Genomic DNA, 25,833 nt, shown 5'->3' on the forward strand with positions numbered 1-25,833 from the left:
CAGAGCGTTGCGCCGGCGTTGTCACACAAACCTGTTCAGGTTTTGCGCGAAACGCTTTAGCCAGCAGGGCAGACCCCGTCAACGAGGCCCGCCATGATGGACCCGCGTCAGCAAAGCCCCTTCCACGTCCTGCCGCCTGTCGTCGTCGCCCTGGCGGTCGTGATCGCCGGAATAGAGCTTCTGTTTCAGGCGGGTGCGGCCGGGTTGATCGGGGGGCGCGAGGCCGTCGGCTGGCGGCTTGGGGCGCTCGAACGCTGGTCGGTCGCCGAGCCGGTCTGGGAGTGGATGCTTGCGAACGGTCGCGTCCCACCGGAGCAGCTTGCGCGCATTCTGGCCTATCCCTTCCTCCACGGGAGCTTCACCCATGCGGCCTTCGTCGTCGTCTTCGTGCTTGCGCTCGGCAATGCCATCGCGCCGGTCTACCCCGGCCCGCGCCTTCTGCTGATCTTCTTCGGATCGGCCGTCGGCGGGGCGCTGGCCTTCCTTGTCGTCTTCGACGCGCCGCGCCCGCTCTTCGGGGGTTTCCCGCCGGCCTACGGGCTGATCGGGGCCTTCACCTACCTCACCCAGCGGGGTCTCACCCGGGCGGACCCCGAGAAGGCGTTCCTGCTGATCGGCTTTCTGCTCGCGATCCAGCCTGTCTTCGGCCTCCTCACGCTGCAGGGGTTCGGATGGCTTCCCGACTGGGGCGCGGACCTCGGCGGCGCGGCGACGGGCTACGGGCTTGCGGTGCTTCTCTTTCCCGGAACGCTCGCGCGGTTGCGGGACCGGCTGCGTCAGCGCTGACGGCGAAGCGCGCCACGCAACTCGGCCATCCGCATCGCGCCGACCATCTGGGCGAAGCCGAAGTACGAGAGAATGCCCGTGCTCACCAGGATGAGGAGGGCCATCGCCCGCCAGGAACTATTGAACATTGGCCCAAGTGCAAGGTTCAGGACGAAGAGCACCCCGCCCATCAACGCGGCCGCCAGCGGGATGCGCCAGGCCCGCGTCCGCGCCCGGGTGTCGAGCCGCGCGGCCACACCCATCTCCCGCGCCCCGCGCAACAGAAGCAGCACCATGCCCCAGGCCGCGATCGTCGTGCCGAAGGCGACGGCGGGCCAGCCGATGAGCGGCGAGAGCCCGATCGCGACGGTTGCGTTGATGAGAAGCGAGGCGACGGCGAAACGGAGCGGCCGCCGCGTGTCCTCGCGCGCGAAATAGAGCGGCTGCAGCACCTTCTGGAGCACGAAGGCGGGAAGCCCGAGCGCGTAGATCATCAGCGCTACGGCGGTGGCGGAGGTGTCGTCGGTCGTGAAGGCTCCGCGCTCGAAGAGGACCGACACGAGCGGGGTGGGTACGACGAGGAGCGCGATGGCCGAGGGCACGGTCAGGAGCCACGAGAATTCGAAGGCGCGCGAGTAGGCCACCTGCTGGCCCTCGTCCTCGCCGTTGCGCACCCTGCGCGCGAGGTCAGGCAGGAGTACGACGCCGATGGCGATGCCCACCACGCCGAGCGGCAGTTGATAGAGCCGGTCGGCATAGGACAGCCAGGCGATCGCGCCGGGCTCGCCCAGGCTCGCGATCTGACGGCCGACGAGGAGGTTCACCTGCACCACACCCCCGGCCAGCGCGGCGGGCGCGGCGATGACGGCAAGCCGGCGCAGGTCGGGCGTGATCCGGGGCAGGCGGCGCGGCCAGAGCCGGTGCCCCGCCCGTGCGGCCGCCCACCAGACGAGCGCAAGCTGCGCGATCCCGCCGATCGGCACGGCCCAGGCCAGCACGCGCCCGTAGATCAGCTCCGTCGAGGGCACGGCCCAGGGAAAAAGCCCGGGGAAGAACCAGACGAGTCCCATTGCCGAGATGAAGACGATGTTGAGAAGCGCCGGCGCGGCGGCGGCGGCGAGGAACCGGTTGTTGGAATTGAGCACACCCGAGACGAGCGCGGCGAGCGAGATCAGCAGGATATAAGGAAAGGCGATGCGGCCATAGGCGACCGCGAGCGAGAAGCGTGCATCCTCGGCGAAGCCAGAGGCCATCGCAAAGACGAGCGCAGGCATGAAGACGACACCTGCGACCGTGAAGAGCGTCAGGATCAGCACCATCGCCGCCACGGCATCCCGCGCGAAGGCATCTGCCTCTTCGCCCTCGGTTTCGAGCTTCTTGGCGTAGAGCGGCACGAACGCCATGTTGAACGCGCCCTCCGCGAAGAAGCGGCGGAACATGTTGGGCAGGCTGAAGGCTACGAAGAAGGCTTCGGCGGCGAGCCCGGTGCCGAGGAACCGCGCGATCAGGATGTCGCGCACGAAGCCCAGAACGCGGCTCAGAAGCGTCCAGCCCCCGACGGTGACGAAGCCTTTGACGAGGCGAGGGGCCATGGATGCGGTCTCCTGCGGATGGTCGCGCCCGGTATAACGTCGCCGCGCGGGCTGTATAGGGCGGGCGTGTGCAGGAAAGACGTGGCCCGCAGATCGGACCGTCGGTCGAAGCGATGCCGACGTGAGAACGGCTCCACCATGGCACAGCGCTCGGTGCGTGGCCTTAGAGCCGCCCAGCCGACACCATTTTACGCCCCCGCGCGCTCCGCCGCCCGGCTGACCGCGCCGCGCAGTTTCTCGGCCAGGGCGTCCTGCTTGGCCTTCGACCAGATCTTCAGGCCGAAGAGATCCTTCACGTAGAAGCTGTCGACGACCTGCGCGCCATAGGTCGCGATGACGGCCTGGCTGATGTAGATGTTCGACTGCGCCAGAACCTGCGTCAGATCGTAGAGCAGGCCCGGGCGGTCGCGGGTGTCGACCTCGATGATCGTGTAGATGTCCGACCCCTCGTTGTCGAAGCTGATGTTGGTCGGCACCTGGAACTTGCGCTCGCGCTTCTTGATCTCGCGGCCTTCGAGCGCGCGGCGGGTTGCGACCTCGCCGCGGAGGATCTTCTCGATCATGCCCCGCAGGCGCGGCAGGCGCGACGGCTCGTAGGGGTGGCCCTCCGCGTCCTGCAGCCAGAAGGCCGACGTCGCGAAGCCGTCCTTCGACGTATAGGTGCGCGCGTCCACGATATTCGCCCCGGCGAGCGAAAGCGCGCCGGCCAGCCGGGAAAAGATGCCCGGATGGTCATGGCAGGCCATGAGCGCGCGGGTGGCGTCGCGGTCCTCGTCAGCCTCGAGATCGACGCGCACGTCTCCGTCGGGCAGATCGTGCAGCATCTCGGCAAAGCGGATCTGCGCCGCCGTCGGGATGCCCTGCCAATAGGGGCCGTAGTGACGCCCGATCTCGGCACGCAGCGCCCCTTCCGACCACTCGGGCAGGGCTTCCCGGAAGAGCTGCTTGGCGCGCTTGTCGCGGGTCTCGCGGTTGACGTCCTCCAGCCCGTTTTCGAGCGCGGCGGCGGTGGCGCGGTGCAGCGCCCGGATCATCTGCGCCTTCCAGTTGTTCCAGACGTTCGGACCCACCCCGCGGATGTCGCAGACGGTCACGACGGTCAGCAGATCCAGCCGCTCGCGTGTCTTCACCGCCTTGGCGAAGTCGCGGATCGTGCGCGGGTCGGCGATGTCGCGCTTCTGCGCCATGTCCGACATCAGAAGGTGATGGCGAACGAGCCATTCGACCGCCTCGGCCTCCTTCGCCTTCAGCCCGAGCCGGGGCGCGACCGTCCGCGCGATCCGCGCACCCAGGACGGAATGATCCTCGGGCCGGCCCTTGCCGATGTCGTGCAGCAGGAGCGCGACGTAGAGGATGCGCCGGTTCACCCCCTTCTTCAGGATCTCCGAGCAGAGCGGCAGCGACTCCTGCAGCTCCTCCCGCTCGATCTGGGCGAGGTGCGAGATGACCTGAATGGTGTGTTCGTCGACCGTGTAGGAATGATACATATTGAACTGCATCATCGCGACGATCGGCGCGAACTCGGGGATGAAGGCCGACAGGATCTCTAGCTCGTTCATCCGCCGCAGCGCACGTTCCGGGTTGCCGTGCTTGAGGAGAAGGCCGAGGAACAGCCGCGCCGCCTCGGGCGTCTCGCGGAATTCACGGTCGATCAGATGCCGGTTCGCCGCGATCAGCCGCATCGCATGAGGATGCAGCAGAAGGCCCGTGCGCAACGCCTCCTCGAAGATGCCCAGCATGTTGAGCGGCGTCCCGAGGAACGCCGCCTCGTCCTTCACGTCGAGTCGGCCCTGCCGCTCGACGTAGGGGGCCTTCACCCGGCGGCGGCGCTTGAAGAAGCCGATCAGCTTCGGCTCCTGCTTGATGTTGTCCGCCTCGAGCGCGACGAGCAGGATCCGCGTCAATTCACCGACGCGGGTGGCGTGGCGGAAGTAGTCCTGCATGAAGTGCTCGACCGCGCGCCGGCCCGCGTGATCACGGTAGCCCATGGCCGCCGCCACCTCGACCTGCATGTCGAACGACAGCACGTCGGCTGCCCGGTTCGCGATCAGGTGCAGGTGGCAGCGTACGCACCAGAGGAAGCGTTCCGCCGCCTCGAAGGCATCGAATTCGTCGGCTGTGAAGACGCCCAGGCCGACAAGGGCGGCGGCATCTTCGACGTGGTAGCGGTACTTGGTGATCCAGTAGAGCGCCTGCAGATCGCGCAGGCCGCCCTTGGCCTCCTTGACGTTGGGCTCCAGGATATAGCGTTGCCCACCCTGCTTGCGGTGGCGCTCCGAGCGTTCCCCGAGCTTCGCCTCGATGAAATCCGCCGCCGTCGTCCCGAAGAGATCGGACCAGAGCCGGGACTCCAGCGTTTCGGCCAGCGCGTCATCCCCGCAGATCAGCCGCCGTTCGAGCAGGGACGTGCGGATCGTGTAGTCCTCGCCGCCGAGGCGGATGCAGTCCTTCACCGTGCGGGTGGAATGGCCGACCTTCAGTTTCAGATCCCACAGGATGTAGAGCATCGACTCCACGACGCTCTCGACCCAGGGCGTCACCTTGTAGGGGGTCAGGAACAGCAGATCGACGTCGGAGTGGGGGGCCATCTCGCCCCGGCCGTAGCCACCGACACCCAGGATCGCGAAGCGCTCGCCCTCGGTCGGGACCGGGCAGGGGTGCAGCACGCGCGTCGCCACGAGCCAGGCCGCCTGGACGATCCGGTCGGTCAGATGCGCGTAGGAGTGCGTGACACGGCGCGCCCGCGTGGGATCGGCCTCGAACCCGCGTCGGATGGCGGCGCGCCCGTCGGCCTGCGCGGCCGAAAGGGCGCGGACCGTCGCCCGCCGGATCTCCATCGGATCGGGGCCGCAGGCCCGAAGGTCGCCCCACAGCCCGTCGAGGACCGCCGCCGCATCGAAAACGGCGGCGGGGTCGACGATCAGGGGCGCGCCGCGGGCGGCGGGCAGATCCTCGTGGGTGAAGGCCGGGGCCGGGGGCTTACGAGCCGGCGCCGCCGAAGCTCTTGGGGGCAGGGCTGACCACCTGTATCTGACGGTTGACGATCTGTGCGACGGCCAGCGCCCGGTCGATGGTGCCGTCGCCGCGCAGGCGGAATACCCCGCCCGTGCCGGCGAATCCAGCGTTCGATGTCAGCGAGCCGCGCCCGACCGTCGCCCCCCGGCGCGAGATCGCGCCGATCGCCGCCATCCCGTCGTAGGCCAGGTTCGCGATCGGGTGCGGCTGGCCGCTGTAGGCGGCGCTGTAGCGGGTGCGGAACTGCGAAAGCGGGGCCGGATCCGGCAGTGCGAAATAGCCGCCCTGCAGCCCGGGCAGTTGCAGCGCCTCGGCCGGGATGTCCCAGCGGCTGAGCCCGAGGAAGCGGAACTCCTCGCCCCCGATCCCGGCTTCCGACAGGAGTTGCGAGATCACCGGCAGGTCGCCCGAGGTGTTGCCCGTCAGGAAGACGGCGTTCGAATTGGTCTCCCGCGCGCGGGCGGCGATGCCGGGAACGGCCGACTGGATGCCCTGCTGGCTCAGCTCGTAGGGAACCGATCCGGTGATCTGCGCGCGCGTTCCCTGGGCCGCGGCCACGACGGCCGAATTCGCGATCTGACCGTTCGCGTTGTTCGCATGGGTGACGAGGACGCGGTTGCGGCCCTGGGCCGCCGCATAGGACAGCACCCGGCGCGCGGTGTTCTCGAAGGTGTTGCCGATGACCCAGACGTTGCCGCCGGCGATTGAGGTGTTGTTGGAGAAGCTCAGGACCGGCACGCCCGACCGCGCCGCGGCCACGCCCGCCGCCGCCGCGTTGTCGGCATAGAGTGGCCCGAGGATGACCTGCGCGCCCTCGCCGACGGCGCGGCCGGCGGCGGCCCCGGCCCCGGCCGGCGTGCCCTGCGTCGGGTAGACGGTGATCGAGACGACCCCCTCGCCGAGGTCCGACGCGGCGAGCCGCGCCGCGTTCTCGAGACTGCGCGCGACGCCCGCGTCCGTCGATCGGCTCGACTCGTAGGGCAGCAGCAGCGCGACCTTCGTGGGGCCGTCGCCCGACACGCCGTCGCCGCCGGACCCGCCACCGAGGCTCGGCACTGCGACGTTACAGGCCGCGAGCGCCGCGCCGGCCACGGTGGCGACGGCAACGGTGCGCAGGCGATGCGCGGCCTTGCGCGCTCCCCGCGCGAATGAGACGAACAGGTCGGTCATGCGGTTACATGTCATCAGGCGATCTCCCCCGGGTCGGCCGAACACGGCCTCGTGATGCCCAAACGGATAAAGCGGCGCTCCCGGGGAGTAAACGCCGGAACCCGAGGAGATGCGAAATGGCGGAGATCGGCAGGATCGAGGCGGGGCTGCACCTGGTCGCGGTGCCCATCGGCGCGGCCCGCGACATCACCCTGCGCGCCCTCGATCTGCTCGCGGGGGCCGACGTGCTCGCCGCCGAGGACACGCGCGCGCTAAGACGGCTGATGGAGATCCACGGGGTCGCGCTCGGCGACCGGCCGCTCGTGGCCTACCACGACCACAACGGGGCGAAGACACGACCGCGGCTTCTGGCCGCGCTGCGGGAGGGCCGGTCGGTGGCCTATGCGTCGGAGGCCGGCACGCCTCTCGTCGCGGACCCGGGCTTCCAGCTCGGTGTCGAGGCCCATGCGCTCGGCGTGCCCGTGCGCGCGGCCCCGGGGGCCAGTGCCGTGCTCGCCGCGCTCTGCGTGGGGGGGCTGCCGACGGACCGCTTCTTCTTCAACGGCTTTCTGCCTCCGAAGCGGGCGGCGCGGCGCGCGGCGCTCGCGGCGCTGGAACGGGTGCCGGGCACGCTCGTCTTCTACGAGTCGCCCAAGCGCCTCGCCGCGATGCTCGCGGATGCCGCGGCCGTTCTCGGAAATCGGGAGGCCGCTGTCTGCCGCGAGCTGACGAAGCGCTTCGAGGAGGTGCGGCGCGGTCTGCTCGCGGACCTGTCCGACAGCTATGGCGATCAGGCCCCGAAGGGCGAGATCGTCGTGCTGATCGACCGGCCGGCCGAACGCGCCGTCGACGACAGACAGATCGAGGCGGCGCTGCGGGACGCCCTGGCGGGCAGTTCGGTAAAATCCGCGGCAAAAGACGTTTCCGAAAACCTGGGGGTTGCGCGTAACGTTGCCTATCAGATGGCCCTGCGGATCCGGGCGGACGACGACGGGAGCGACGATTGAGCGGAACGACATCCTATCATGCGGGCCTCTCGGCCGAAGCGAGCGTCGCGCGCCTCTACAAGCGAACCGGTCATCAGGTGGTCGCGCAGCGCTGGCGCGGTCGCGGCGGCGAGATCGACGTGATCGCCCAGACGGGTGCGGAAACCGTCTTCATCGAGGTCAAGCAGAGCGAGAGCCATGCCGCGGCGGCGACCCGTGTGAGCGATCGGCAGATCGCGCGTCTTTTCGATTGCGCGCGCGAATACATGGCCGGGCTGCCCGACGGGCAGTTGAGCCTGGTCCGTTTCGATATCGCGCTCGTGGACGGCACGGGCCGGATCGAAATCATCGAGAACGCGCTGGCGGCCTGAGGACCCTGCCCGGGTCCGACCCCTGTGCTCACCCTGCGCGGGCGCACATTGTCTCCGGGACGGGGCTCGGGCATCTAGGGCGGACAGATTGCCCAGGATACCGCCATGCCCCAGACCAGACCGCTGACCGTCGGCTTTCAGATGGACCCGATGGAGGGCGTCGACATCCGGGCCGACAGCACCTTCCGCATCGCGCTCGAAGCGCAGAGGCGCGGCCACTCTCTGATCTACTGGACGCCCGACAAACTCGCCTACGTCGAGGGGCGCGTCACGGCCCGGGGCCGCTCGATGGAACTACGCCATGAGCCCGGCAACCACGTCACCCTCGGCGCGTATCAGGACTACGATCTCGCCGACCTCGATGTCGTCTGGCTGCGCCAGGATCCGCCCTTCGACATGGGCTACATCACCACCACGCATCTTCTCGACCGGGTGCATCCCGACACGCTCGTCGTCAACGACCCGAGCTGGGTGCGCGCGTGGCCCGAGAAGCTCATGGTGCTGGATTTCGCCGATCTGACGCCGCCGACCGCCATTGCCCGAGACCTGGAGACGCTCAAGGCCTTCAAGGCCCGCCATGGCGACGTGATCCTGAAGCCGCTCTACGGCAATGGCGGGGCCGGTGTCTTCCGCCTGACTCGGGACGATCGCAATCTCAATTCGCTGCACGAGCTCTTCAGCGCGATCAACCGCGAGCCGCTCATCATGCAGAAGTTCCTGCCGGCGGTCTCCAAGGGCGACAAGCGTGTGATCCTCGTAGATGGGGAGCCGGTCGGCGCGATCAACCGCGTGCCGGCCGAGGGCGAGACGCGGTCGAACATGCACGTCGGTGGCCGGCCCGAGAAGGTTGCGCTGACGGACCGCGACCGCGAGATCTGCGCGACGATCGGTCCGCGTCTGCGAGACGCAGGGCAGATCTTCGTCGGCATCGACGTGATCGGCGATTGGCTGACCGAGATCAACCTGACGTCACCCACCGGCCTGCAGGAGCTGGAGGCCTTCGACGGCACCAACGCCAGCGCCCTCATCTGGGAGGCTATCGAGCGCCAGCGCGCCTGACGCTCAGGTCGCCGCGACCAGCCGATAGGACAATGCCTCGGCGACATGCGGACGCCGTACCTCCTCGCTCGCATCAAGGTCGGCGATGGTGCGTGCGACCTTGAGGATGCGGTGGTAGCCGCGCGCCGACAGGCCGAACCGCTCCACCGCGCGCATCAGGATATCGCGCCCTTCGGCATCGGGCGTGGCGATTTCCATCAGGTGATCTCCGGCCACATCGGCGTTGACCGTGACGTCCGGGCGCGCGGCGTAGCGCCGCGCCTGCACGTCCCGCGCCGCGGCGACGCGGGCGGCGACCGTCTCGGAGGTCTCGCCCGTGGGCGCGCGCGAGAGGTCGGAGACTTCGACGGCCGGCACCTCGAGACGCAGGTCGAAGCGGTCCATCAGCGGCCCCGAGATCTTGCCCATGTAGTCCGCGCCGCAGCCCGGCGCGCGGGTGCAGGCCTTCTCGGGATCGAAGAGCATCCCGCAGCGGCAGGGGTTGGCGGCTGCCACCAAGAGGAACCGGCAGGGGTAGCGGACATGCGCGTTGGCGCGGGCAATCGTGACCTCCCCGGTCTCGATCGGCTGGCGCAGGGTTTCGAGCACCGCGCGGGGAAATTCCGGGAATTCGTCCATGAAAAGCACGCCGTGGTGGGCGAGACTGATCTGCCCCGGCCCGGCACGCTTGCCGCCCCCGGCGATGGCGGCGACGGAGGCCGTGTGATGCGGCTCCTGAAAGGGGCGGCGATGGAGGATCCCGCTCGTGTCGAGCGTGCCGGCGAGCGAATGGATCATCGAGGTTTCGAGCGACTCGTGCGGGGTGAGCGGCGGCAGCAGACCCGGGAGTCGCGCGGCCAGCATGGATTTGCCCGCGCCGGGTGGGCCGACCATGAAAACGTGATGGCGCCCGGCGGCCGCGATCTCGAGCGCCCGCTTGGCGCGCGCCTGGCCCCGCACGTCGCGCAGGCAGAGGCCGCTGCCCTCCGCCGCGATCCGCCCCGCGCGGGCGGGGGCGAGCGGGGCCGCGCCGGTCAGATGGTCCATCAGCGCCTTGAGCGAGGTCGCGCCGGTGACGGTCGCGTCGCCGACCCAGGCCGCCTCGGGGCCGCACCCCTCTGGGCAGAGCAGTTCCGCGTCGAGTTGCGCGGCAGTGACTGCCGCGGGCAGCGCCCCCGTCACGGGGACGAGCGCGCCGTCGAGCGACATCTCCCCGATGCCGAGCGCGCCGGCCACGCGTTCGGGCGGCACGATTTCGAGCGCGGCGAGAAGCGAGAGCGCGATGGGTAGGTCGAAATGCGCGCCCTCCTTCGGCAGATCGGCGGGCGAGAGGTTCACCGTCAGCTTCTTCGACGGCAGCGCGATGCCGAGCTCGGCCAGCGCCGTGCGTATGCGATCCTTCGCCTCGGAGACGGCCTTGTCGGGCAGGCCGACGACGGCGAAGCCGGGCAGGCCGGGCGTGACCGCGCATTGCACGTCGACCGGGCGGGCGTCGAGGCCTTCGAAGGCGACGGTCGTGGTGCGTGCGAGCATGGGTATCTCCCTGACCCGTGTTGGTTAACCGGCCGGGAGTTGCGGAAGGGTTAACGCGTCAGGACATCGGGAAGGGGGCCGTCGGCAGGCCCATGTCGTAGACTTCGAGCGTCCGGTCGCGGGCTTCGCCCTCCGCCCGCCATGCACGCAGCGGCGCGTGGGCCAGATGGGCCTCGACGTAGCGTTGTGCCCCGGCTCCGACGGATAGGCCATAGCCCGCGATGCGCATGGCGACGGGCGCGTAGAAGGCGTCGGCGACCGTGTAGGCCCCGAAGAGCCACGGCCCGTCACCGGCCAAGCGTCGGGCTGCAGCCCAGAGCGTCTCGATCCGGGCGAGGTCGGCGAGGACAGCGTCGTCGGGGGCAAACCCCTCCCATTTGACGCGGAGGTTCATCGGGCAGGCGCTGCGCAGGGCCGTGTGGCCCGAGTGCATTTCGGCCGTGATTGAGCGGGCCAGGGCGCGGGCCGCCGGATCTTTCGGCCAGAAGGCGATGTCCGGGTGGCGCTCGGCCAGGCCTTCGGCGATGGCGAGGCTGTCGGACCAGAGCGCGCCGTCCCCGGCGCGGGCGACGGGGACGGTCCGGGCGGGGGCCCAGTCGTCGAGCGTCGCGCGAAAGCTGTCGCGGTACATCTCGTTCACTACGACCCGGACGGGAAGGTCGAAGGCCGCGAAGAGGAGCCAGCCACGCAGGCTCCAGGAGGAATAGGATCGGTCGCCGATCAGAAGCTCGTAACTCATGGCGTAGCCGTAGCAGCGTCGATGTCCCGCGCCCAACGACGAATGCTGATCCGCCACATCACGGGACGCGATTGGCGAAGATTGCCGTCGGGCCGTTTGCCGTCAGGTCGATTCGCGTCAGGCTCAGGTTGTCGATCTTCTGCGCGAGCGCGTCGAAGGGCGGAAGGCCCGTCGCCCTTGCCCAAAGGGTCAGGATCACGCCCATATGTGCCACGACGATCAGGTCCGGCCCCCGCGCAAGCCGGGCGATGGCGGCCTGAACCCGGGCGTCGACGTCGTCCCAGCTTTCGCCGTTCGGGGCGCGCTGCGCCCCCGGTGCGTCGAAGTAGAAGCGCAGCGCCGGACTGTCGATGGAGTCGAAGGCCTGATCCTCCCAGTCGCCGTAGTGGAACTCCCGCAGGTCGCGTCTGTGTGGCAGGCGCCGGCGGGTGCTCTGGACCGCATCGGCCGTTGCGACGGCCCGGCGCAGGTCGCTGCTGACGATCGGCGCGTTTGGCAGCGTCGCGTCGAGCCGCGCCAGCGCCGCCCGATCCGAGAGATCGGCGGGCAGATCCGTCCAGCCGACCATCCGCTTCGCATGGGTCGGCCCGTGCCGGATGAGCCAGAGCCGCGTCACTTCAGCCTGAGCGGCAATCCGGCCGTCACGAGGAAGACACGGTCGGCCGCGGCCGCAAGGCGTTGGTTGAGCGCACCCTGCATCCGCTGGAAGCGCCGGGCCATGGTATTGTCGGGCGTAACGCCGCCGCCCACATCGTTGGAGACGACCACGAAGCGCGCCGTAGAGGCGTGCATGGCCGCGAGCCATGCCTCGGCCCGCGGCTCCCAATCGACGTCGTCCATCATCAGGTTCGTGAGCCACATGGTCGCGCAGTCCACGAGCACGGCGTCGCCGGTGCCGAAAGTGGCGCAGACCGCGGCGAGGTCCACGGACTCCTCGTGCACCCGCCAGTCGTCACCGCGCCGCGCGGCATGGAGCGCCGCTTTCTTGTGCATCTCGCTGTCGAGTAGGCGTGACGTTGCCACATATTTTTTCCGGCCGCGCATGAGGGCGATTTCTTCCTCGGCCCACAACGACTTACCGGATGCGGTATGTCCCAGAACAAGGGTGATGTCTGAGATTTCTGACATATTAGGGAACTCTCGGTGATCCGGCCGGGTAGTATCCCCGTAGTTGTATTCAGAAGGCCGACGAAACGGCCCCTTGGACTGCAGCCTAGGGAGACTGAAATGGCACTGGATTTCAACAGCGATACGTCCTTGTCCCGTCGCGCCATGAAGGCCGAGCTTCTCGATGCCGAAACCGAACTGAAACTGGCCTACGCATGGCGCGACGAGCGCTGCGAGGCCAGCCTGCACCGCCTCATCAACGCGTACATGCGGCTCGCCATCTCCATGGCGTCGAAATTCCGCCGCTACGGTGCGCCGATGAACGACCTGATCCAGGAGGCTGGGCTTGGGCTCATGAAGGCCGCCGAGAAATTCGACCCCGATCGCGGCGTCCGCTTCTCGACCTACGCTGTCTGGTGGATCAAGGCTTCGATCCAGGACTACGTGATGCGCAACTGGTCGATGGTGCGCACCGGCTCGACCAGCAGCCAGAAGTCGCTCTTCTTCAACCTGCGTCGTGTCCAGGCCCGTCTCGAGCGGGAGGCCGCCTCCGCCGGCGTCGTCCTTGACCGGCAGGAGATGCGCGAGAAGATCGCGACCGAGGTCGGCGTGCCCCTGCGCGACGTGGAGATGATGGAGGGCCGCCTCGGCGGCTCGGATTTCAGCCTGAACGCCACGCAATCTTCCGAAGACGAGGGGCGCGAGTGGATCGACGCCCTTGAGGATGAGAGCGCGCAGGCCGAGGAGACCGTCGAACTCAAGCACGACAACGCCATGCTGCGCGAGTGGCTCCTGATGGCGCTGTCGGCTCTCAACGAGCGGGAGCGGTTCATCGTGCGCGAGCGCAAGCTTCGGGAAGACCCCCGCACGCTCGAGTCGCTCGGAAACGAGTTGAAGCTGTCCAAGGAACGCGTTCGTCAGCTGGAGGCCGCGGCCTTCGCCAAGATGCGGAAATCGCTTGAAGCCGAGAGCAAGGAGGTTCTTGGCTTCCTCGCGTGAAGATTTCGATTCGAGTTTTGGCGGCCGCGTGCTGCCTGTCCTTCCCGGCCGGAGCGCAGACGCTGCCTCCGGCCGACATCTACGTACTTGGCGAAATCCACGACAATCCGGCGCACCATGCGACGCAGACGCGACTGGTCGCGGAACTCGATCCGACCGCCGTGGTCTTCGAGCAGCTGACCGACGAGCAGGCCGACCGCATCACCCCCGAAACACCACGCGATGCGCATGTACTTGGACGGATCCTCGATTGGGAGGAGAGCGGCTGGCCCGATATCGCGTTCTACGCGCCGATCATGGCGGCGAGCGATGCGGTCATCCTCGGCGCGGCGGGCGCACCGGGCGATCTATCGGCCTATGGCCTCGAAGAGCCGCTCCCGGCGGAGGAACAGACCGCCCGAGAAGCGTTGCAGGCGGAGGCACATTGCGGGGCCCTGCCCGAACGGATGCTGCCTGATTTCGTTGTCCGGCAGAGGGCGGCAGACGCGCTCTTTGCGTCCCGCACGATCGCGGCCTTCGATGCCCACGGCGGCCCCGTCGTCCTCATCACCGGGAACGGACATGCGCGCACCGACTGGAGTGTGCCCGCCTCCATCGCCCGGGTCCGGCCCGAGCTGCGTGTCTTCTCCCTGATCCAGGGGGAGGGCGGCGCGACGCTGCCGGGCGATGCGGTGGTGCAGGCGGAGGCCCCCGAGCGGCCGGATCCCTGCGCGGCCTTCCGCTAGGCCCGGGCCTGCCCTAGGAGTGAGGGACGGAGGGCCCATGCTGACGGACAAGACCATCCTTCTCATCATCGGCGGCGGTATCGCGGCGTTCCGGTCGCTCGAGCTGATGCGCCGCCTGCGCGAACGGGGGGCCCGGGTCACGCCCGTCCTGACACCGGCCGCGGAGCAGTTCGTTACCCCGCTCTCAGTCTCCGCCCTCGCGGCGAGCAAGGTCTACCGCGATCTGTTCGACCTGACGGACGAGGCCGAGATGGGACATATCGAGCTCAGTCGCGCGTCGGACCTCGTGCTCGTCTGTCCGGCGACGGCGAACCTCATGGCCCGTATGGCACAGGGACAAGCCGACGATCTCGCCACCACGCTCCTGCTGGCGACGGACACTCCGGTGATGATCGTCCCGGCGATGAACGTCCGCATGTGGGAGCATCCGGCCACGCAGCGCAACCTCGCCACCCTGCGCGGCGACGGCATCAAGGTCGTCGGGCCTGTCGACGGGGCCATGGCCTGCGGCGAATTCGGGCCCGGCCGCCTGTCGGAGGTGCCCGATATCCTTGCCGCGGTGGAGGCGCATTTCGCCGATGGGCCGCTCAAGGGGCGGCATATCCTCGTCACGTCCGGCCCCACCCATGAGCCGATCGACCCCGTCCGCTACATCGCGAACCGGTCTTCCGGGGCGCAGGGCACCGCGGTCGCCGCAGCGCTCCGCGATCTCGGCGCGCGCGTGACCTTCGTGACCGGGCCGGCCGAGGTGCCCCCGCCCGAGGGCGTGGAGGTCGTCGCGGTCGAGACGGCCGGGCAGATGCGCGATGCGGTCGAGGCCGCGCTTCCGGCGGATGCGGCGGTGATGGCCGCCGCCGTCGCCGACTGGCGGGTCGCGAATGCGAGCGGCTCGAAGATGAAGAAGGACGGAAGCGGAAACGCCCCGGCGCTCGAGTTCGCCGAGAATCCGGACATCCTCGCCATGGTTTCGCAGGGCGACCGGCGACCGCATCTCGTCGTGGGCTTCGCTGCCGAGACCGACGACGTGACCGCCCATGCGACGGCCAAGCGCGCGCGCAAGGGGTGCGACTGGATCGTCGCGAACGATGTCTCCCCGGACACCGGCATCATGGGAGGGCAGGAGAACGCCGTGACGCTCATCACTGCCGAGGGGGCCGAGGACTGGCCCCGTCTGTCGAAGGCCGAGACCGCGCGCAGACTGGCCGAGCGGATCGCGGAGGCACTGGCATGAGCGTCGAGATCGAGGTCGTCCGGCTGGAAGGTGCGGACCCCGACCTGCCGCTCCCGTCCTACGAGACGCTGGGCGCGGCGGGGGCCGACCTCTACGCCGACACCGGCGGCGAGGTCGTGACGCTCGCCCCCGGGGCGCGGGTGCTGGTCGGCACCGGACTCTCGGTGGCGATCCCGAAGGGGTACGAGATGCAGATCCGCCCGCGCTCGGGCCTCGCCCTGAAGCACGGGATCACGCTCGCCAACGCGCCCGGCACCATCGACAGCGACTATCGCGGGCCGCTCGGCGTGATCCTCCTGAACCTCGGGCAGGAACCCTTCGAGATCACCCACGGGATGCGCATCGCCCAGGCCGTGGTCGCGCCCGTGGTTCAGGCCCGCTACCGCATCGTCGAGGCGCTTGCGCACAGCGAGCGCGGGGCCGGCGGCTTCGGCTCCACCGGCGTCGGGAGCCGGCGGCCATGATGATCGTCCTGATCCTGGCTGCCGCGATCTGGGGGCTGGGTGTGGTGATGAAGACCCCGACGCAGGCGCGATTCCTGATGCTCGCGCTGCTCTACGTCGCCGTGCTCTTCGTGCAGTTCGCCCTGCCGGACGGCCACCCGCTGCGCGAGAGCCTCGGCGGCTCGCCCGGGCAATGGCTCGTCTTCGGGGGCATGGTGGCTGCGATCCTCGCCTATCGTCAGGTGCTCGGAAAGGTGCGGGCCCGGGCGCAGGCCGTCGAGGCCGCGCGCGCGGCGGAGACGCCTGCCACGCCGGAGGGCCCTTTCTCGGACGTGGAGCTGGAACGTTACGCGCGCCACATCGTCCTGCGCGAGGTCGGCGGGCCCGGGCAGAAGCGGCTGAAGGATGCCCGCGTTCTGGTCGTGGGGGCAGGCGGGCTCGGCGCGCCGGTGCTGCTCTATCTCGGGGCGGCCGGGGTTGGCACGATCGGCGTGATCGACGACGATACGGTCAGCCTGTCGAACCTTCAGCGCCAGATCGTCCATACCGACGCCCGCAGCGGTCAGCCCAAGGTCTTCTCGGCCGAAGCCGGGGTGCGTGCGATCAATCCACATGTCACCCTGCGCCCCTACCATCGCCGCCTGACGGAGGCGATCGCGCCAGAGCTCTTCGCGGACTATGATCTTATCGTCGACGGCTCCGACAGTTTCGAGACGCGACAGATCGTGAATGCCGCCGCGGTGGCCACGGGCACCCCCCTGATCGCCGGGGCGATCACCCAATGGGAGGGGCAGGTTACGCTCTATGATCCGGCGCGCGGTGCCCCTTGCCTGACCTGCCTCTTCCCCGAGGCTCCGGCGGCGGGCCTTGCCCCCTCCTGCGCCGAGGCGGGGGTGATCGGGGCCTTGCCCGGCGTCGTGGGTGCGATCATGGCGCTGGAAACGATCAAGGAGATCACCGGTGCGGGCACGGGATTGCGCGGCACGATGCTCCTCTGGGACGGCCTCGACGCCGATGCGCGGCGCATTCGGATCGCGCGCCGCCCGGACTGCCCGACCTGCGGTCTCGCCTGAACCCTTGCGCGGGGCGGCGGGGCCTGCATCATGGCCCGGTCCCAACCCCGGAGGATCGCCCCGATGAAAGCCCTTGCCGTTCTCGCAGCCCTCGTTCTCGTCACCCCCGCCCTTGCCGACGGCCACCTGCCGGATCTCGGCGGTCAGACCGTCAGCATCGCCACCGAAGACGCCTATCCCCCGCTCCAGTTCAAGGATCCGGCGAGCGGCGAGGCCATCGGCTGGGAATACGATGCGATGGCCGAGATCGCCGATCGCATCAATATCACGCCCGACTACGTCAAGATCAGCTGGGACGCGATGATCCCGGCCGTCTCCGAAGGCCAGATGGACATGGGCATGACCGGCATCACCATTCGCGACGACCGGAAGGAGGCGGTGGATTTCTCCGACCCCTACATGCGCTCGGAGATGGTGATGATGGTGCGCGGCGACGAGGACCGGTTCTCGGATGCTGCCGGCTTCGCCGCCGCCGAAGATCTGTTGATGGCCGCGCAGCCGGGCACGACGCCGTTCTACGTGGGCGTCTACGATGTGCTCGACGGGAACGAGGCGAACCCGCGCATCAAGCTCTTCGAGACCTTCGGCGCGGGCGTCCAGGCCCTGCGCGCCGGCGACGTGGATCTCGTGCTGACCGACGGGACGGCGGGCAACGGCTACGTCGAGGCCTCCGACGGGGCGCTCAAGATCGTGGGCGAGACGCTCGGCACGGAGGATTTCGGCTTCATCTTCCCGAAAGGGTCGGATGAACTGGTGGCGGCGATGAACGCGGCCATTGCCGACATGAAGGACGACGGCACCATCGACGCGCTGAACAAGAAGTGGTTCCTCGACTACAAGCTGGGCGGCTAAGGGTTTTGGGACAAAACCCTTCGGAAAAGCCTTCCTAGAAGGCTTTTGTCCGCGCCGTCCAAACCCGACCGCGAGTTTCCGTGGTGGCTGCTGGCCCTGGCCGTCCTCCTGGGGACGGCCTACGCGGTCATCCTGCTCGATGACGGCGCGCGTCAGGTTCTGGTCACGCTGAGACGCGGGGTCTGGATCACGATCCTCGTGACGGTGACCGGCTTCGCCGCGGCCTCCCTCGTGGGGCTCGGGCTCGCCCTGATGTCGCTATCGCGCTCCGTTCTCGCCCGTCAGATCGCGCGGTTCTACATCGAGATCATCCGCGGCATACCGATCCTCGTTCTGCTGCTCTACGTTGCTTTCGTCCTGGCTCCGGCGCTCATCGCGCTCTGGAACTGGGTGGGCCTGCCGGAGGCACGGACCCGCGATTTCCCGCTTTTGTGGCGGGCCGTGCTGGCGCTCGTCATCGCCTATTCGTCCTTCATCGCAGAAGTGTTCCGCGCCGGCCTGCAATCGGTCGACACGGGGCAGATCGAGGCGGCCAAGGCGCTGGGCTTGAAGCGGAGGCACGTATTCCGCTTCATCGTCCTGCCACAGGCGATCCGGACGATCCTGCCGCCGCTCGGCAACGATTTCATCGCCATGGTGAAAGACAGCTCCCTGGTGTCGGTCGTGGGTGTGCTCGACATCGCGCAACTCGGCAAGCTGACGGCTGCGGGCAACTTCCGCTATTTCGAGACCTACAACGTCGTCGCGCTCCTCTACCTGACGATGACCGTCCTGCTGTCGCTCGGGCTGCGCCGGATGGAACGGGCACTCGAACGTCGGCGCGACCGGGGATAATTGTCGCACCCCCTTTCTTGCCGTATCTCATGTGATACATCGATTTCAGAAATTTCTGAAATGATAGATATGACACTGACACCCTTGCAGCAGGACTTCATCCTGCATTTTGGAGAAATGGGCAGCCGGTGGGGCATGAACCGCACCGTGGGGCAGATCTATGCCCTTCTGTTCCTGTCCGAGGATCCGCTCAACGCCGAGACCATCACCGACAAGCTGCGCGTCAGCCGGTCGAATACGTCGATGGGATTGAAGGAGCTTCAGGCCTGGAACCTTGTGCGCTTGCGCCATATTCCGGGCGATCGGCGCGACTATTTCACGACGCCGGACGATCTCTGGGAGATCGTGCGCACCCTCGTCGCCGAGCGGCGCAAGCGGGAAGTGGACCCGACGCTGACCAAGCTGCGCGAGCTGGAGCTCGCCGGGCCGCAGGGCGACGCCTATGCCGAGGCCCGCATCGCCGAACTGCGCGAAATGATCGAGATGATGACCCAGTTTCATGACGAGATGAACCGGCTGGAGACTGAACGGTTGGTTCAACTGATGACCATGGGTCGCAAACTTGGCGGGATGCTGGAGAAAGCGCCCCGCCTCAACCCGTTTCGGAGAGCAGCCAAATGATGGACACCCTTATCCTGAGCCGCATCCAGTTCGCGGCCAACATTTCCTTCCACATCCTCTTTCCGACGATCACGATCGCGCTCGGGTGGTTCCTTCTGTTCTTCAAGCTGCGCTTTCAGTGGACGGGCGACCTCAAGTGGATGGAGGCCTATCGCTTCTGGGTGAAGGTCTTCGCGCTGTCGTTCGCGATGGGCGTCGTTTCGGGCATCACCATGTCGTTCCAATTCGGCACCAACTGGCCGGGCTTCATGGAGACGGTGGGCAACATCGCCGGTCCGCTCCTCGCCTATGAGGTGATGACGGCTTTCTTCCTCGAAGCGGTCTTCATCGGCATCATGCTCTTCGGCTTCAGCCGCGTGCCGTCGTGGCTGCATACGCTTGCGACCTTCCTCGTGGCCTTCGGAACGACGATGTCGACCTTCTGGATCATAGTGCTGAACTCCTGGATGCACACGCCGCAGGGGTTCGAGATGATCGACGGCGTGGCCCATGCGACGAGCTGGTGGGAGATCGTCTTCAACCCGTCGATGCCCTACCGTCTCGTGCACATGCTTCTGGCCTCGGGGCTCACGGTTGCCTTCCTGATCGCAGGGATCGCGGCCTTCCGCTACATCCTCGGCGACCGCAAGGAGACGGTGCGCAGCCAGATCCGCGTCGGTCTGACGTTCGCGGCTCTGCTCATCCCCGTGCAGATCTTCGCGGGCGACATGCATGGTCTCAACACGCTCGAGCATCAGCCGGCGAAGGTCGCGGCGATGGAAGGCAACTGGGAGACGCGGTCCAACGTGCCGCTCGTCCTCTTCGGGATGCCGAACGAGGAGACGCGGACGAACGACTACGCGATCGAGGTGCCGAACATGGCCTCGATCATCCTGAAGCATTCGCCCGATGGTGTCGTGCCTGGGCTCAACGACTTCGTGGCCGAGGACGGCACGATCGAACACCCGCCGGTAGCCAAAGTCTTCTGGTCGTTCCGCGTGATGGTCGCGACGGGCATGGCGATGCTCCTCTTGAGCTGGGGGTCGCTCGTCTTCCTGTGGAGACGCGCGGACGACGGGCGCCGGTTTGCGATCCGGCGGTTGCCGAAACCGCTTCTCTGGGCGCTGGTGCCTATGGCCCTCTCGGGCTGGGTGGCGACGCTCGCCGGCTGGTACACGACCGAGATCGGGCGGCAGCCCTGGCTCGTGCAGGGCGTGATGACGACCGAGATGGCCGTGGCCGATGTGCCCGCGCCGATGGTTCTCTCGACGCTCCTTGGCTATCTCGCGATCTATGCGGCGCTGCTCTTGGCCTACTGTGGCGTGATCGTCTACCTGGCCGTGAAGGCGCGGCATGACGATGCACTCGAAAGCCTGACGCCCGCGTCCGGTGAAGCGGTCGTGGACGTTATCGCACGGGAGGACCGCGGCGGCGCGGTCCCGGCGGAGTAGGGCGCATGGAACTCTTCGGATACGCCGATACCATCTGGCTGCCATTCGTCTTCGCCGCGCTCATGGGCGTGTCGATCCTGCTCTACGTCGTTCTCGACGGATACGACCTTGGGGTCGGTATCCTGACACCCTTCGCGAGCGATGCGGAGAAGGACATGATGGTCGCCTCCATCGGGCCTTTCTGGGATGCCAACGAGACCTGGCTCGTGCTTGCCATCGGCCTCCTTCTCGTGGCCTTCCCCGCGGCCCACGGGCTGATCCTCTCGACGCTCTATCTGCCGGTGTTCTTCCTGCTGATCGGGCTCATCCTGCGAGGGGTCAGCTTCGAATTCCGCGTCAAGGCGCGGGCGAAGTACAAAGAGTTCTGGAATTGGATGTTCTTTGCCGGCTCGCTCCTTGCGACGCTGAGCCAGGGCTTCATGCTTGGGCTCTATGTGATGGGCCTGCAGTTCACGGCCGGCACCTTCCTCTTCGCGGCGCTCTGTGCGCTGGCCCTGACGGTGGGCTATGCCTTCATCGGGGCGACGTGGCTCATCCTCAAGTCGGAGGGCGATCTTCAACTTCGCGCGATCCGCTGGGCGAAGGAATGTATCTGGGGCCTCGTGATCGGGATCGGGGCGATCTCGCTTGCCACGCCACTCGTCAGCCCGCGGATCTGGGACAAGTGGTTTTCCTTTCCGTCGATGCTCTACCTTTCGCCGCTGCCGATCCTGTCGCTCCTCGGGCTCTGGCTGCTCTGGCGGTCCTTCCGGCATCTGCCGGGCGATGGCGACCGCTGGGCCTGGGTGCCCTTCGTAACGGCTCTAGGGCTCTTCACGCTGGCGTTCCTCGGGCTGGCCTACAGCTTCTACCCCTTCGTGGTGCCCGAGCAGCTCACGATCTACGAGGCGGCCTCCGCGCCCGAGAGCCTGTTCATCATTCTGATCGGGGCCTGTTTCGTCGTGCCCACGATCCTTGGCTATACGGCGCTGGCGTATTGGGTCTTTCGCGGCAAGACGAAGGCGTTGCGCTACGATTGAACGAAAAGGCCCGGTCGCATGACCGGGCCTTTTGCCTTCTGGTGCGATGCTCAGGCGGCAGAGGCCGCGCGGCGGGCCGGGTCGGCCGCTTCGACGGGCACGAGGGCCTTCACCAGATCGCGCATGTGCAGAAGACCGATCTGCTTGCCGTCCTCCATGACGCGGTAGTGCAAGTTCGTGTCGCCGCCCGAAATCGCGATGACCGACTCGAGGTTCTGGTTCGGGCTCACCTCGCCCACCACGCCTTCACCGGCGTGGTCGGTCTTCTCCATGATCGAGCGGACCCGCAGCACGCGCGCCCGATTGATGTCGGAGATGAAGTCGATGATGTAGTCGTCGTTCGGATGCAGCAGGATCTCCTGCGGCTCCCCCTGCTGCACGACGGCACCGTCCTTCAGGATGACGAGGTGGTCGGCCAGTTTCAGCGCCTCGTCGAGGTCGTGGGTGATGAAGACGATCGTCTTGTGCAGCTCCCGCTGCAGTTCCAGCAGCAGGTCCTGCATGTCGGTCCGGATGAGCGGATCGAGGGCTGAGAAGGCCTCGTCCATCAGCATGATTTCCGAGTCGGAGGCAAGCGCACGGGCGATGCCCACCCGCTGCTGCATCCCGCCCGAGAGCTGACCCGGATAATGACCGCCGTAGCCGGAGAGACCCACGCGATCGAGCCATTTCTGCCCCTCGGTGTCGGCGATGTCGCCGGACTCGCCGCGCACCCGGCGGGACATGCCCGCGTTCGACAGCACCGTCTGATGCGGGAAGAGCGCGAACTTCTGGAACACCATCGACATAGTGTTCTGACGCAGCTTGGCGAGCTTCGCTTGCCCGTAGGCCAGCACATCCTCGCCGTTGACGATCACCTCGCCGGCCGTCGGGTCGATCAGACGGTTCAGGTGCCGGATCAACGTCGACTTCCCTGAGCCGGACAGACCCATGATGACCGTGATCTCGCCTTGCCGGATGTCGACGTTGATGTCCTGCAGGCCGAGCACATGGTTGTACTGCTCCAGAAGCTCCGGCTTGCCCATCCCGTCGCGGACATGCTGCATCATCGCCTTCGGGTTCGGACCGAAGATCTTGTAGAGGTTGCGGATCGAAACTTTGACCTCGTTACTCATCAGCGCGCACTCGTGTCGATACGGCCAAGGGCGGCCTTGGTGGAGCGGTCGAGCAGGACCGCGAGAAGGACGATGCAGAACCCCGCGACCAGGCCCACGCCCAGTTCGAGGTTCCGGATGCCGGCGAGCACCTTCACGCCGAGCCCCGGTGCCGAGACCAGCGAGGCGATCACGACCATGGCGAGCGACATCATGATGGTCTGGTTGATGCCGGCCATGATGTTCGGAAGCGCGAGCGGCACCTGGACACCCCAGAGCTTCTGGCGCGAGGACATGCCGAAGGCGTCGGCCGCCTCGATCACGTCCTTGTCGACGAGCCGGATACCGAGGTCCGTGAGGCGGATCACCGGCACGATGGCGTAGAGGATAATCGCGATCCCATAAAGCTTCGACTCGGTCACCGAGAACAGGAAGATCAGCGGGACGAGGTAAACGAAGGTCGGCAGCGTCTGAAGCATGTCGAGGATGGGGATGATCATCCGCTGCAACACGTTCGAGCGCGACATGGCGATCCCGATCGGGACGCCGAGAAGAACGGCGATCACGGTGCAGACGAAGATGATCGAGAGCGTCTTGATGGCGTCGTCGTAGTAGTCGATGAACGCCATGAAGATGAAGGAGAAGGCCACGAGGGCGGTGACGCCGAGCTTCTTGGTGGCGAACCACGTGATCGCGATCAGGGCCGGGATCATGATGAACCACGGCACCGCCTGAAAGCCCACGAGGGCCCAGTCGAGCATCCACGACAGCGGCTGCGTGACCGGGTCGAGGACGACCTTGAGCGGATCCTTGATGTTGAGGAAACCCTGCTCCACCGCCTCGGTCATGTCGCGCGACCGCGGGATCGCGGCGCAGGACTTGTTGAGCGCGTCGAGCGAGGGGAAGGGCGTCTGCATCAGCGGTGTGCTGGGGCCCGATGCCCCCTCGGCAGCCGCGGCACCGCCGCCGTTGTTGGCGCGGGCCATCAGCTCCGCCATGGTCATGGGGCCGTCCGTCTTGCCCCCGCCGCACCAGTCCCCGAGGCCCAGAGCCTCGATCAATCCATCGTATGTCGCCATGGAACTCCCCGTCGTTCTTTTTCTTGGGGGCGTCAGGTTGGCCTGCTTCTCGACCCCCGGATGCGAAGGCGGGCCCCGGAGGGCCCGCCTTGCGTATTCTGGTTACTGAAGAAGTGCGGCGAGCTTCTCGCGCGCTTCGTCGCTGACCCACTCCTGCCAGACGTCCTGATAGTTCGTCAGGAAGTAGACCGCGGCCTCGTCACCGGAGGCGTTGTTCTCCTCCTGCCAGGCCAGCACCTCGCCCATCTGCGCGTTGGTGAAGCTGACGTTGGTCATCAGCTCGGCGATGGCGGGCTGACGCTCTTGGAAGTCGGCGGTCACGACCGTCTTGACGGGGCCGACCGGGTAGGACGACACGCCCACTTCCTCGCAATCCGGGTCGGCGTTGCAGAGGTGGATTTCCTCGTTGTACTCGCCGAGGTCGACCGAAACCATCTCGTACTTGCCGAGAACGCTCGTCGGGGCCCAGTAGTAGCCGAGCCACGGCTCTTCCGCCTCGAAGGCGGCCGCGATGGAGGTGGCCATCGTCTCGCCGGAGCCGTGCTGGAACACCTCGAAGCCGTTGCCCTCAAGGTCGACCGCATCGGCCAGCGCCCGGTTCACGTTCTTGCAGCCCCAACCCTCTGGGCACTGGTGGAAGCGGCCGCCGACGAGGTCGGGATTCGCCAGCAGGCCTTCGAGCGTTGCCAGCTCGGGATGCTCGTCGACAACGTACTTCGGGATCCACCAACCTTCGATGCCGCCGTCGGACAGGACGTCGGTCAGGGTGACGATCTTCCCCTCTTCCGAGAGCTTCTGGTAGGCGGGCGTGCCGTTGATCCAGAGCTCGGTCACGATGTCGGGCTTGCCGGTCTCGGAGACCGACGCGAGCGACGGCGTGGTCGAGGACGGCACCACCGTCACGTCGCAGCCATACCCTTGCGTCATCAGGAACTGCGACACCTTGGTCACGACCGCGGCCGACGCCCAGTTCATCTCGGTGATCGACACCTCGCCGCAGGCGGCATGGCCATCGGCCATCGCGGCCCCTGCGAACCCGGTCGCGGCGGTCGCGGCAAATGCCGTCGAAATAAGAAGTTTTTTCATGTTCCACGTCTCCCTGTGTGGACCTTTGATTGACGCCGACCTCCCGATCGGCGCGGCCGCCTGTTCTGGCGGCACAATGCAAACCCGAGTTTTCGTTGATCGGGTTTGGATCAAAGGTTGCAATACAGCGGACGGAGGTCAACCGGATAGTCCGAAGGCGACACGACCCTGTCGCAAAGGGGCCATGCGGCCCTGCGGACGCCTAGATCGCGACCTCGATCGACGGAAGGTTGAGCGACCGGATAAGGTCGCGCACTTCCTGTCGTGCGGCGATGTTCGACAGGTTGAGGTTGGCGATGCCGATGTCCTTCAGGTCGAGGAGGGTCATCCCGCGGGGGAAGAGTTCCCGGAAGATGACGCGCTCGGTAAAGCCGGGGGCCACGCGGAAGCCGATCCGCTTCGACAGATCCTCCAGCGCCTGACCCATCTTACGTTTGTTGTGCATCTCCTGCGCGCCGAGGCGGTTGCGCAGCACGATCCAGTCGATCGGCTTCAGCCCCGCCTTGGCCCGCAACTGCCGCGCATGCCAGACCATCTCGGAATAGACCGAAGGCCCGAGGATCTTGCCCGAATCCGGGTCGATGCGGGCCAGCAGGTCGAAATCGACGAAACTGTCGTTCAAGGGCGTGACCAGCGTGTCGGCCAGGCTGTGCGCCACCTGGCTCAGCCGCGTGTGGCTGCCGGGGCAGTCGATGACGATGAAGTCGACCTTCTCCTCGAGCGCGGCGACGGCGCGCGAGAGCGACTTGTCGAAGGGGTTCTCGCCCTCGGCCAACTCGCTGCGGTCGACCTTCGGCAGACCCATGACCTCGGGCGTGGGCAACTCGACTCCGTGGCGGTTGCCATAGTCGATCCGGTTCTCGAGGTAGCGGGTGAAGGTCCGCTGTCGCAGGTCCAGATCCAACACGCCGACCCGCTGCCCGCTGCGTACGAGCGCAGTCGCGGTGTGCATGCAGGTCGTCGACTTGCCGGAGCCGCCCTTCTCGTTCCCGAAGACGATGATATGCGCCATCTGCCCCGATACCCCCTATATCTGGGGTGGGACCATAGGG

25 protein-coding genes are annotated in these 25,833 nt (G+C 67.4%); 14 read left to right on the top strand and 11 right to left on the bottom strand.

Annotated features, from left to right (window positions below; translation table 11 throughout):
- Positions 1 to 93: 93 nt before the first annotated feature.
- The gene (locus tag HSX43_RS01395) at positions 94 to 786 is read left to right on the top strand and encodes a rhomboid family intramembrane serine protease (RefSeq protein ID WP_328794925.1); all 693 of its coding nucleotides are present in this window, start codon (positions 94 to 96) and stop codon (positions 784 to 786) included.
- On the opposite strand, the gene murJ is transcribed toward HSX43_RS01395, so the two are convergent.
- The 3 genes from murJ to HSX43_RS01410 form a co-directional block, all read right to left on the bottom strand.
- Positions 777 to 2,357, bottom strand: a complete 1,581-nt coding sequence (gene murJ, locus HSX43_RS01400; protein WP_179378293.1) for a murein biosynthesis integral membrane protein MurJ — start codon at positions 2,355 to 2,357, stop codon at positions 777 to 779. The two genes, HSX43_RS01395 and murJ, sit on opposite strands and share 10 nt — an antisense overlap.
- Positions 2,358 to 2,545: 188 nt before the next feature.
- Positions 2,546 to 5,371: a [protein-PII] uridylyltransferase gene (locus tag HSX43_RS01405; protein ID WP_179378736.1), complete on the bottom strand. Its 2,826-nt coding sequence runs from the start codon at positions 5,369 to 5,371 to the stop codon at positions 2,546 to 2,548.
- Positions 5,337 to 6,542, bottom strand: a complete 1,206-nt coding sequence (locus HSX43_RS01410; protein WP_179378294.1) for a penicillin-binding protein activator — start codon at positions 6,540 to 6,542, stop codon at positions 5,337 to 5,339. The genes HSX43_RS01405 and HSX43_RS01410 overlap by 35 nt, the downstream gene beginning before the upstream one ends.
- Before the next feature lie 116 nt (positions 6,543 to 6,658).
- Between HSX43_RS01410 and rsmI the strand changes: the two genes are divergently transcribed.
- From rsmI to gshB, 3 genes are all read left to right on the top strand, one after another.
- Positions 6,659 to 7,528 carry a 16S rRNA (cytidine(1402)-2'-O)-methyltransferase gene (rsmI, locus tag HSX43_RS01415; protein WP_179378295.1) on the top strand — a complete coding sequence of 290 codons (870 nt, stop codon included), beginning with the start codon at positions 6,659 to 6,661 and terminating at the stop codon, positions 7,526 to 7,528.
- The gene (locus HSX43_RS01420) at positions 7,525 to 7,878 is read left to right on the top strand and encodes a YraN family protein (RefSeq protein WP_179378296.1); all 354 of its coding nucleotides are present in this window, start codon (positions 7,525 to 7,527) and stop codon (positions 7,876 to 7,878) included. The genes rsmI and HSX43_RS01420 overlap by 4 nt, the downstream gene beginning before the upstream one ends.
- Positions 7,879 to 7,983: 105 nt before the next feature.
- On the top strand, positions 7,984 to 8,937 hold the full coding sequence (gshB, locus tag HSX43_RS01425; RefSeq protein WP_179378297.1) for a glutathione synthase: 954 nt from the start codon (positions 7,984 to 7,986) through the stop codon (positions 8,935 to 8,937).
- A gap of 3 nt (positions 8,938 to 8,940) precedes the next feature.
- Here gshB and HSX43_RS01430 read toward each other — a convergent pair whose 3' ends face one another.
- The 4 genes from HSX43_RS01430 to cobU are packed head-to-tail and all read right to left on the bottom strand — an operon-like array spanning position 8,941 to position 12,316.
- A complete protein-coding gene (locus tag HSX43_RS01430) occupies positions 8,941 to 10,449 on the bottom strand; it encodes a YifB family Mg chelatase-like AAA ATPase (protein ID WP_179378298.1) in 1,509 nt (502 codons plus the stop codon).
- Positions 10,450 to 10,507: 58 nt separating this feature from the next.
- On the bottom strand, positions 10,508 to 11,188 hold the full coding sequence (locus tag HSX43_RS01435; RefSeq protein ID WP_179378299.1) for a glutathione S-transferase: 681 nt from the start codon (positions 11,186 to 11,188) through the stop codon (positions 10,508 to 10,510).
- A 58-nt stretch (positions 11,189 to 11,246) separates the two neighbouring features.
- The gene (locus HSX43_RS01440; RefSeq protein ID WP_179378300.1) at positions 11,247 to 11,804 is read right to left on the bottom strand and encodes a histidine phosphatase family protein; all 558 of its coding nucleotides are present in this window, start codon (positions 11,802 to 11,804) and stop codon (positions 11,247 to 11,249) included.
- Positions 11,801 to 12,316: a bifunctional adenosylcobinamide kinase/adenosylcobinamide-phosphate guanylyltransferase gene (gene cobU, locus HSX43_RS01445; RefSeq protein ID WP_235962441.1), complete on the bottom strand. Its 516-nt coding sequence runs from the start codon at positions 12,314 to 12,316 to the stop codon at positions 11,801 to 11,803. Before cobU ends, HSX43_RS01440 begins: the two co-directional genes overlap by 4 nt.
- A 99-nt stretch (positions 12,317 to 12,415) precedes the next feature.
- On the opposite strand from cobU, the gene HSX43_RS01450 reads away from it, so the two are divergent.
- From HSX43_RS01450 to HSX43_RS01495, 10 genes are all read left to right on the top strand, one after another.
- Positions 12,416 to 13,294, top strand: coding sequence for an RNA polymerase factor sigma-32 (locus tag HSX43_RS01450; protein WP_179378302.1), 879 nt, complete (start codon positions 12,416 to 12,418; stop codon positions 13,292 to 13,294).
- Entirely contained in the window at positions 13,291 to 14,019 is a 729-nt protein-coding gene (locus HSX43_RS01455; RefSeq protein WP_328794928.1) for a ChaN family lipoprotein, read from the top strand. The genes HSX43_RS01450 and HSX43_RS01455 overlap by 4 nt, the downstream gene beginning before the upstream one ends.
- A gap of 37 nt (positions 14,020 to 14,056) precedes the next feature.
- Positions 14,057 to 15,250, top strand: coding sequence for a bifunctional phosphopantothenoylcysteine decarboxylase/phosphopantothenate--cysteine ligase CoaBC (gene coaBC, locus HSX43_RS01460; RefSeq protein ID WP_179378303.1), 1,194 nt, complete (start codon positions 14,057 to 14,059; stop codon positions 15,248 to 15,250).
- On the top strand, positions 15,247 to 15,714 hold the full coding sequence (gene dut, locus HSX43_RS01465) for a dUTP diphosphatase (protein WP_179378304.1): 468 nt from the start codon (positions 15,247 to 15,249) through the stop codon (positions 15,712 to 15,714). The genes coaBC and dut overlap by 4 nt, the downstream gene beginning before the upstream one ends.
- A complete protein-coding gene (locus HSX43_RS01470; protein ID WP_179378305.1) occupies positions 15,711 to 16,766 on the top strand; it encodes a HesA/MoeB/ThiF family protein in 1,056 nt (351 codons plus the stop codon). The genes dut and HSX43_RS01470 overlap by 4 nt, the downstream gene beginning before the upstream one ends.
- A gap of 63 nt (positions 16,767 to 16,829) precedes the next feature.
- Complete coding sequence (locus HSX43_RS01475; RefSeq protein ID WP_179378306.1) at positions 16,830 to 17,618, top strand: transporter substrate-binding domain-containing protein; 789 nt, start codon at positions 16,830 to 16,832, stop codon at positions 17,616 to 17,618.
- Between the two features lie 45 nt (positions 17,619 to 17,663).
- Positions 17,664 to 18,452 (top strand): amino acid ABC transporter permease, encoded by a 789-nt coding sequence (locus HSX43_RS01480; RefSeq protein WP_179378307.1) that lies wholly within the window; start codon positions 17,664 to 17,666, stop codon positions 18,450 to 18,452.
- Positions 18,453 to 18,536: 84 nt separating this feature from the next.
- A complete protein-coding gene (locus HSX43_RS01485; RefSeq protein WP_235962442.1) occupies positions 18,537 to 19,073 on the top strand; it encodes a GbsR/MarR family transcriptional regulator in 537 nt (178 codons plus the stop codon).
- Positions 19,070 to 20,503, top strand: coding sequence for a cytochrome ubiquinol oxidase subunit I (locus tag HSX43_RS01490; RefSeq protein WP_235962443.1), 1,434 nt, complete (start codon positions 19,070 to 19,072; stop codon positions 20,501 to 20,503). Before HSX43_RS01485 ends, HSX43_RS01490 begins: the two co-directional genes overlap by 4 nt.
- Before the next feature lie 5 nt (positions 20,504 to 20,508).
- The gene (locus HSX43_RS01495; protein WP_179378309.1) at positions 20,509 to 21,522 is read left to right on the top strand and encodes a cytochrome d ubiquinol oxidase subunit II; all 1,014 of its coding nucleotides are present in this window, start codon (positions 20,509 to 20,511) and stop codon (positions 21,520 to 21,522) included.
- A 50-nt stretch (positions 21,523 to 21,572) separates the two neighbouring features.
- Here the strand turns inward: HSX43_RS01495 and HSX43_RS01500 are convergent, their stop codons facing one another.
- From HSX43_RS01500 to HSX43_RS01515, 4 genes are all read right to left on the bottom strand, one after another.
- On the bottom strand, positions 21,573 to 22,637 hold the full coding sequence (locus tag HSX43_RS01500; RefSeq protein WP_179378310.1) for a quaternary amine ABC transporter ATP-binding protein: 1,065 nt from the start codon (positions 22,635 to 22,637) through the stop codon (positions 21,573 to 21,575).
- Positions 22,637 to 23,695: an ABC transporter permease gene (locus HSX43_RS01505; protein WP_179378311.1), complete on the bottom strand. Its 1,059-nt coding sequence runs from the start codon at positions 23,693 to 23,695 to the stop codon at positions 22,637 to 22,639. The genes HSX43_RS01500 and HSX43_RS01505 overlap by 1 nt, the downstream gene beginning before the upstream one ends.
- A gap of 102 nt (positions 23,696 to 23,797) precedes the next feature.
- Positions 23,798 to 24,781: an ABC transporter substrate-binding protein gene (locus HSX43_RS01510; protein WP_179378312.1), complete on the bottom strand. Its 984-nt coding sequence runs from the start codon at positions 24,779 to 24,781 to the stop codon at positions 23,798 to 23,800.
- A gap of 202 nt (positions 24,782 to 24,983) precedes the next feature.
- The gene (locus HSX43_RS01515; protein ID WP_179378313.1) at positions 24,984 to 25,793 is read right to left on the bottom strand and encodes a division plane positioning ATPase MipZ; all 810 of its coding nucleotides are present in this window, start codon (positions 25,791 to 25,793) and stop codon (positions 24,984 to 24,986) included.
- Positions 25,794 to 25,833 lie beyond the last annotated feature (40 nt).

It is taken from the genome of Jannaschia marina (assembly GCF_013404595.1).
GTDB lineage: Bacteria > Pseudomonadota > Alphaproteobacteria > Rhodobacterales > Rhodobacteraceae > Jannaschia > Jannaschia marina.

What these genes read in the sequence shown, in the direction of transcription:
- HSX43_RS01430 (WP_179378298.1), bottom strand. Translation starts at nt 10,449, where the DNA reads ATGCTCGCACGCACCACGACCGTCGCCTTCGAAGGCCTCGACGCCCGC.
- rsmI (WP_179378295.1), top strand. Translation starts at nt 6,659, where the DNA reads ATGGCGGAGATCGGCAGGATCGAGGCGGGGCTGCACCTGGTCGCGGTG.
- HSX43_RS01505 (WP_179378311.1), bottom strand. Translation starts at nt 23,695, where the DNA reads ATGGCGACATACGATGGATTGATCGAGGCTCTGGGCCTCGGGGACTGG.
- HSX43_RS01515 (WP_179378313.1), bottom strand. Translation starts at nt 25,793, where the DNA reads ATGGCGCATATCATCGTCTTCGGGAACGAGAAGGGCGGCTCCGGCAAG.
- gshB (WP_179378297.1), top strand. Translation starts at nt 7,984, where the DNA reads ATGCCCCAGACCAGACCGCTGACCGTCGGCTTTCAGATGGACCCGATG.
- HSX43_RS01475 (WP_179378306.1), top strand. Translation starts at nt 16,830, where the DNA reads ATGAAAGCCCTTGCCGTTCTCGCAGCCCTCGTTCTCGTCACCCCCGCC.
- HSX43_RS01470 (WP_179378305.1), top strand. Translation starts at nt 15,711, where the DNA reads ATGATGATCGTCCTGATCCTGGCTGCCGCGATCTGGGGGCTGGGTGTG.
- HSX43_RS01495 (WP_179378309.1), top strand. Translation starts at nt 20,509, where the DNA reads ATGGAACTCTTCGGATACGCCGATACCATCTGGCTGCCATTCGTCTTC.
- HSX43_RS01500 (WP_179378310.1), bottom strand. Translation starts at nt 22,637, where the DNA reads ATGAGTAACGAGGTCAAAGTTTCGATCCGCAACCTCTACAAGATCTTC.
- HSX43_RS01435 (WP_179378299.1), bottom strand. Translation starts at nt 11,188, where the DNA reads ATGAGTTACGAGCTTCTGATCGGCGACCGATCCTATTCCTCCTGGAGC.
- dut (WP_179378304.1), top strand. Translation starts at nt 15,247, where the DNA reads ATGAGCGTCGAGATCGAGGTCGTCCGGCTGGAAGGTGCGGACCCCGAC.
- murJ (WP_179378293.1), bottom strand. Translation starts at nt 2,357, where the DNA reads ATGGCCCCTCGCCTCGTCAAAGGCTTCGTCACCGTCGGGGGCTGGACG.
- cobU (WP_235962441.1), bottom strand. Translation starts at nt 12,316, where the DNA reads ATGTCAGAAATCTCAGACATCACCCTTGTTCTGGGACATACCGCATCC.
- HSX43_RS01490 (WP_235962443.1), top strand. Translation starts at nt 19,070, where the DNA reads ATGATGGACACCCTTATCCTGAGCCGCATCCAGTTCGCGGCCAACATT.
- coaBC (WP_179378303.1), top strand. Translation starts at nt 14,057, where the DNA reads ATGCTGACGGACAAGACCATCCTTCTCATCATCGGCGGCGGTATCGCG.
- HSX43_RS01450 (WP_179378302.1), top strand. Translation starts at nt 12,416, where the DNA reads ATGGCACTGGATTTCAACAGCGATACGTCCTTGTCCCGTCGCGCCATG.
- HSX43_RS01395 (WP_328794925.1), top strand. Translation starts at nt 94, where the DNA reads ATGATGGACCCGCGTCAGCAAAGCCCCTTCCACGTCCTGCCGCCTGTC.
- HSX43_RS01410 (WP_179378294.1), bottom strand. Translation starts at nt 6,542, where the DNA reads ATGACCGACCTGTTCGTCTCATTCGCGCGGGGAGCGCGCAAGGCCGCG.
- HSX43_RS01510 (WP_179378312.1), bottom strand. Translation starts at nt 24,781, where the DNA reads ATGAAAAAACTTCTTATTTCGACGGCATTTGCCGCGACCGCCGCGACC.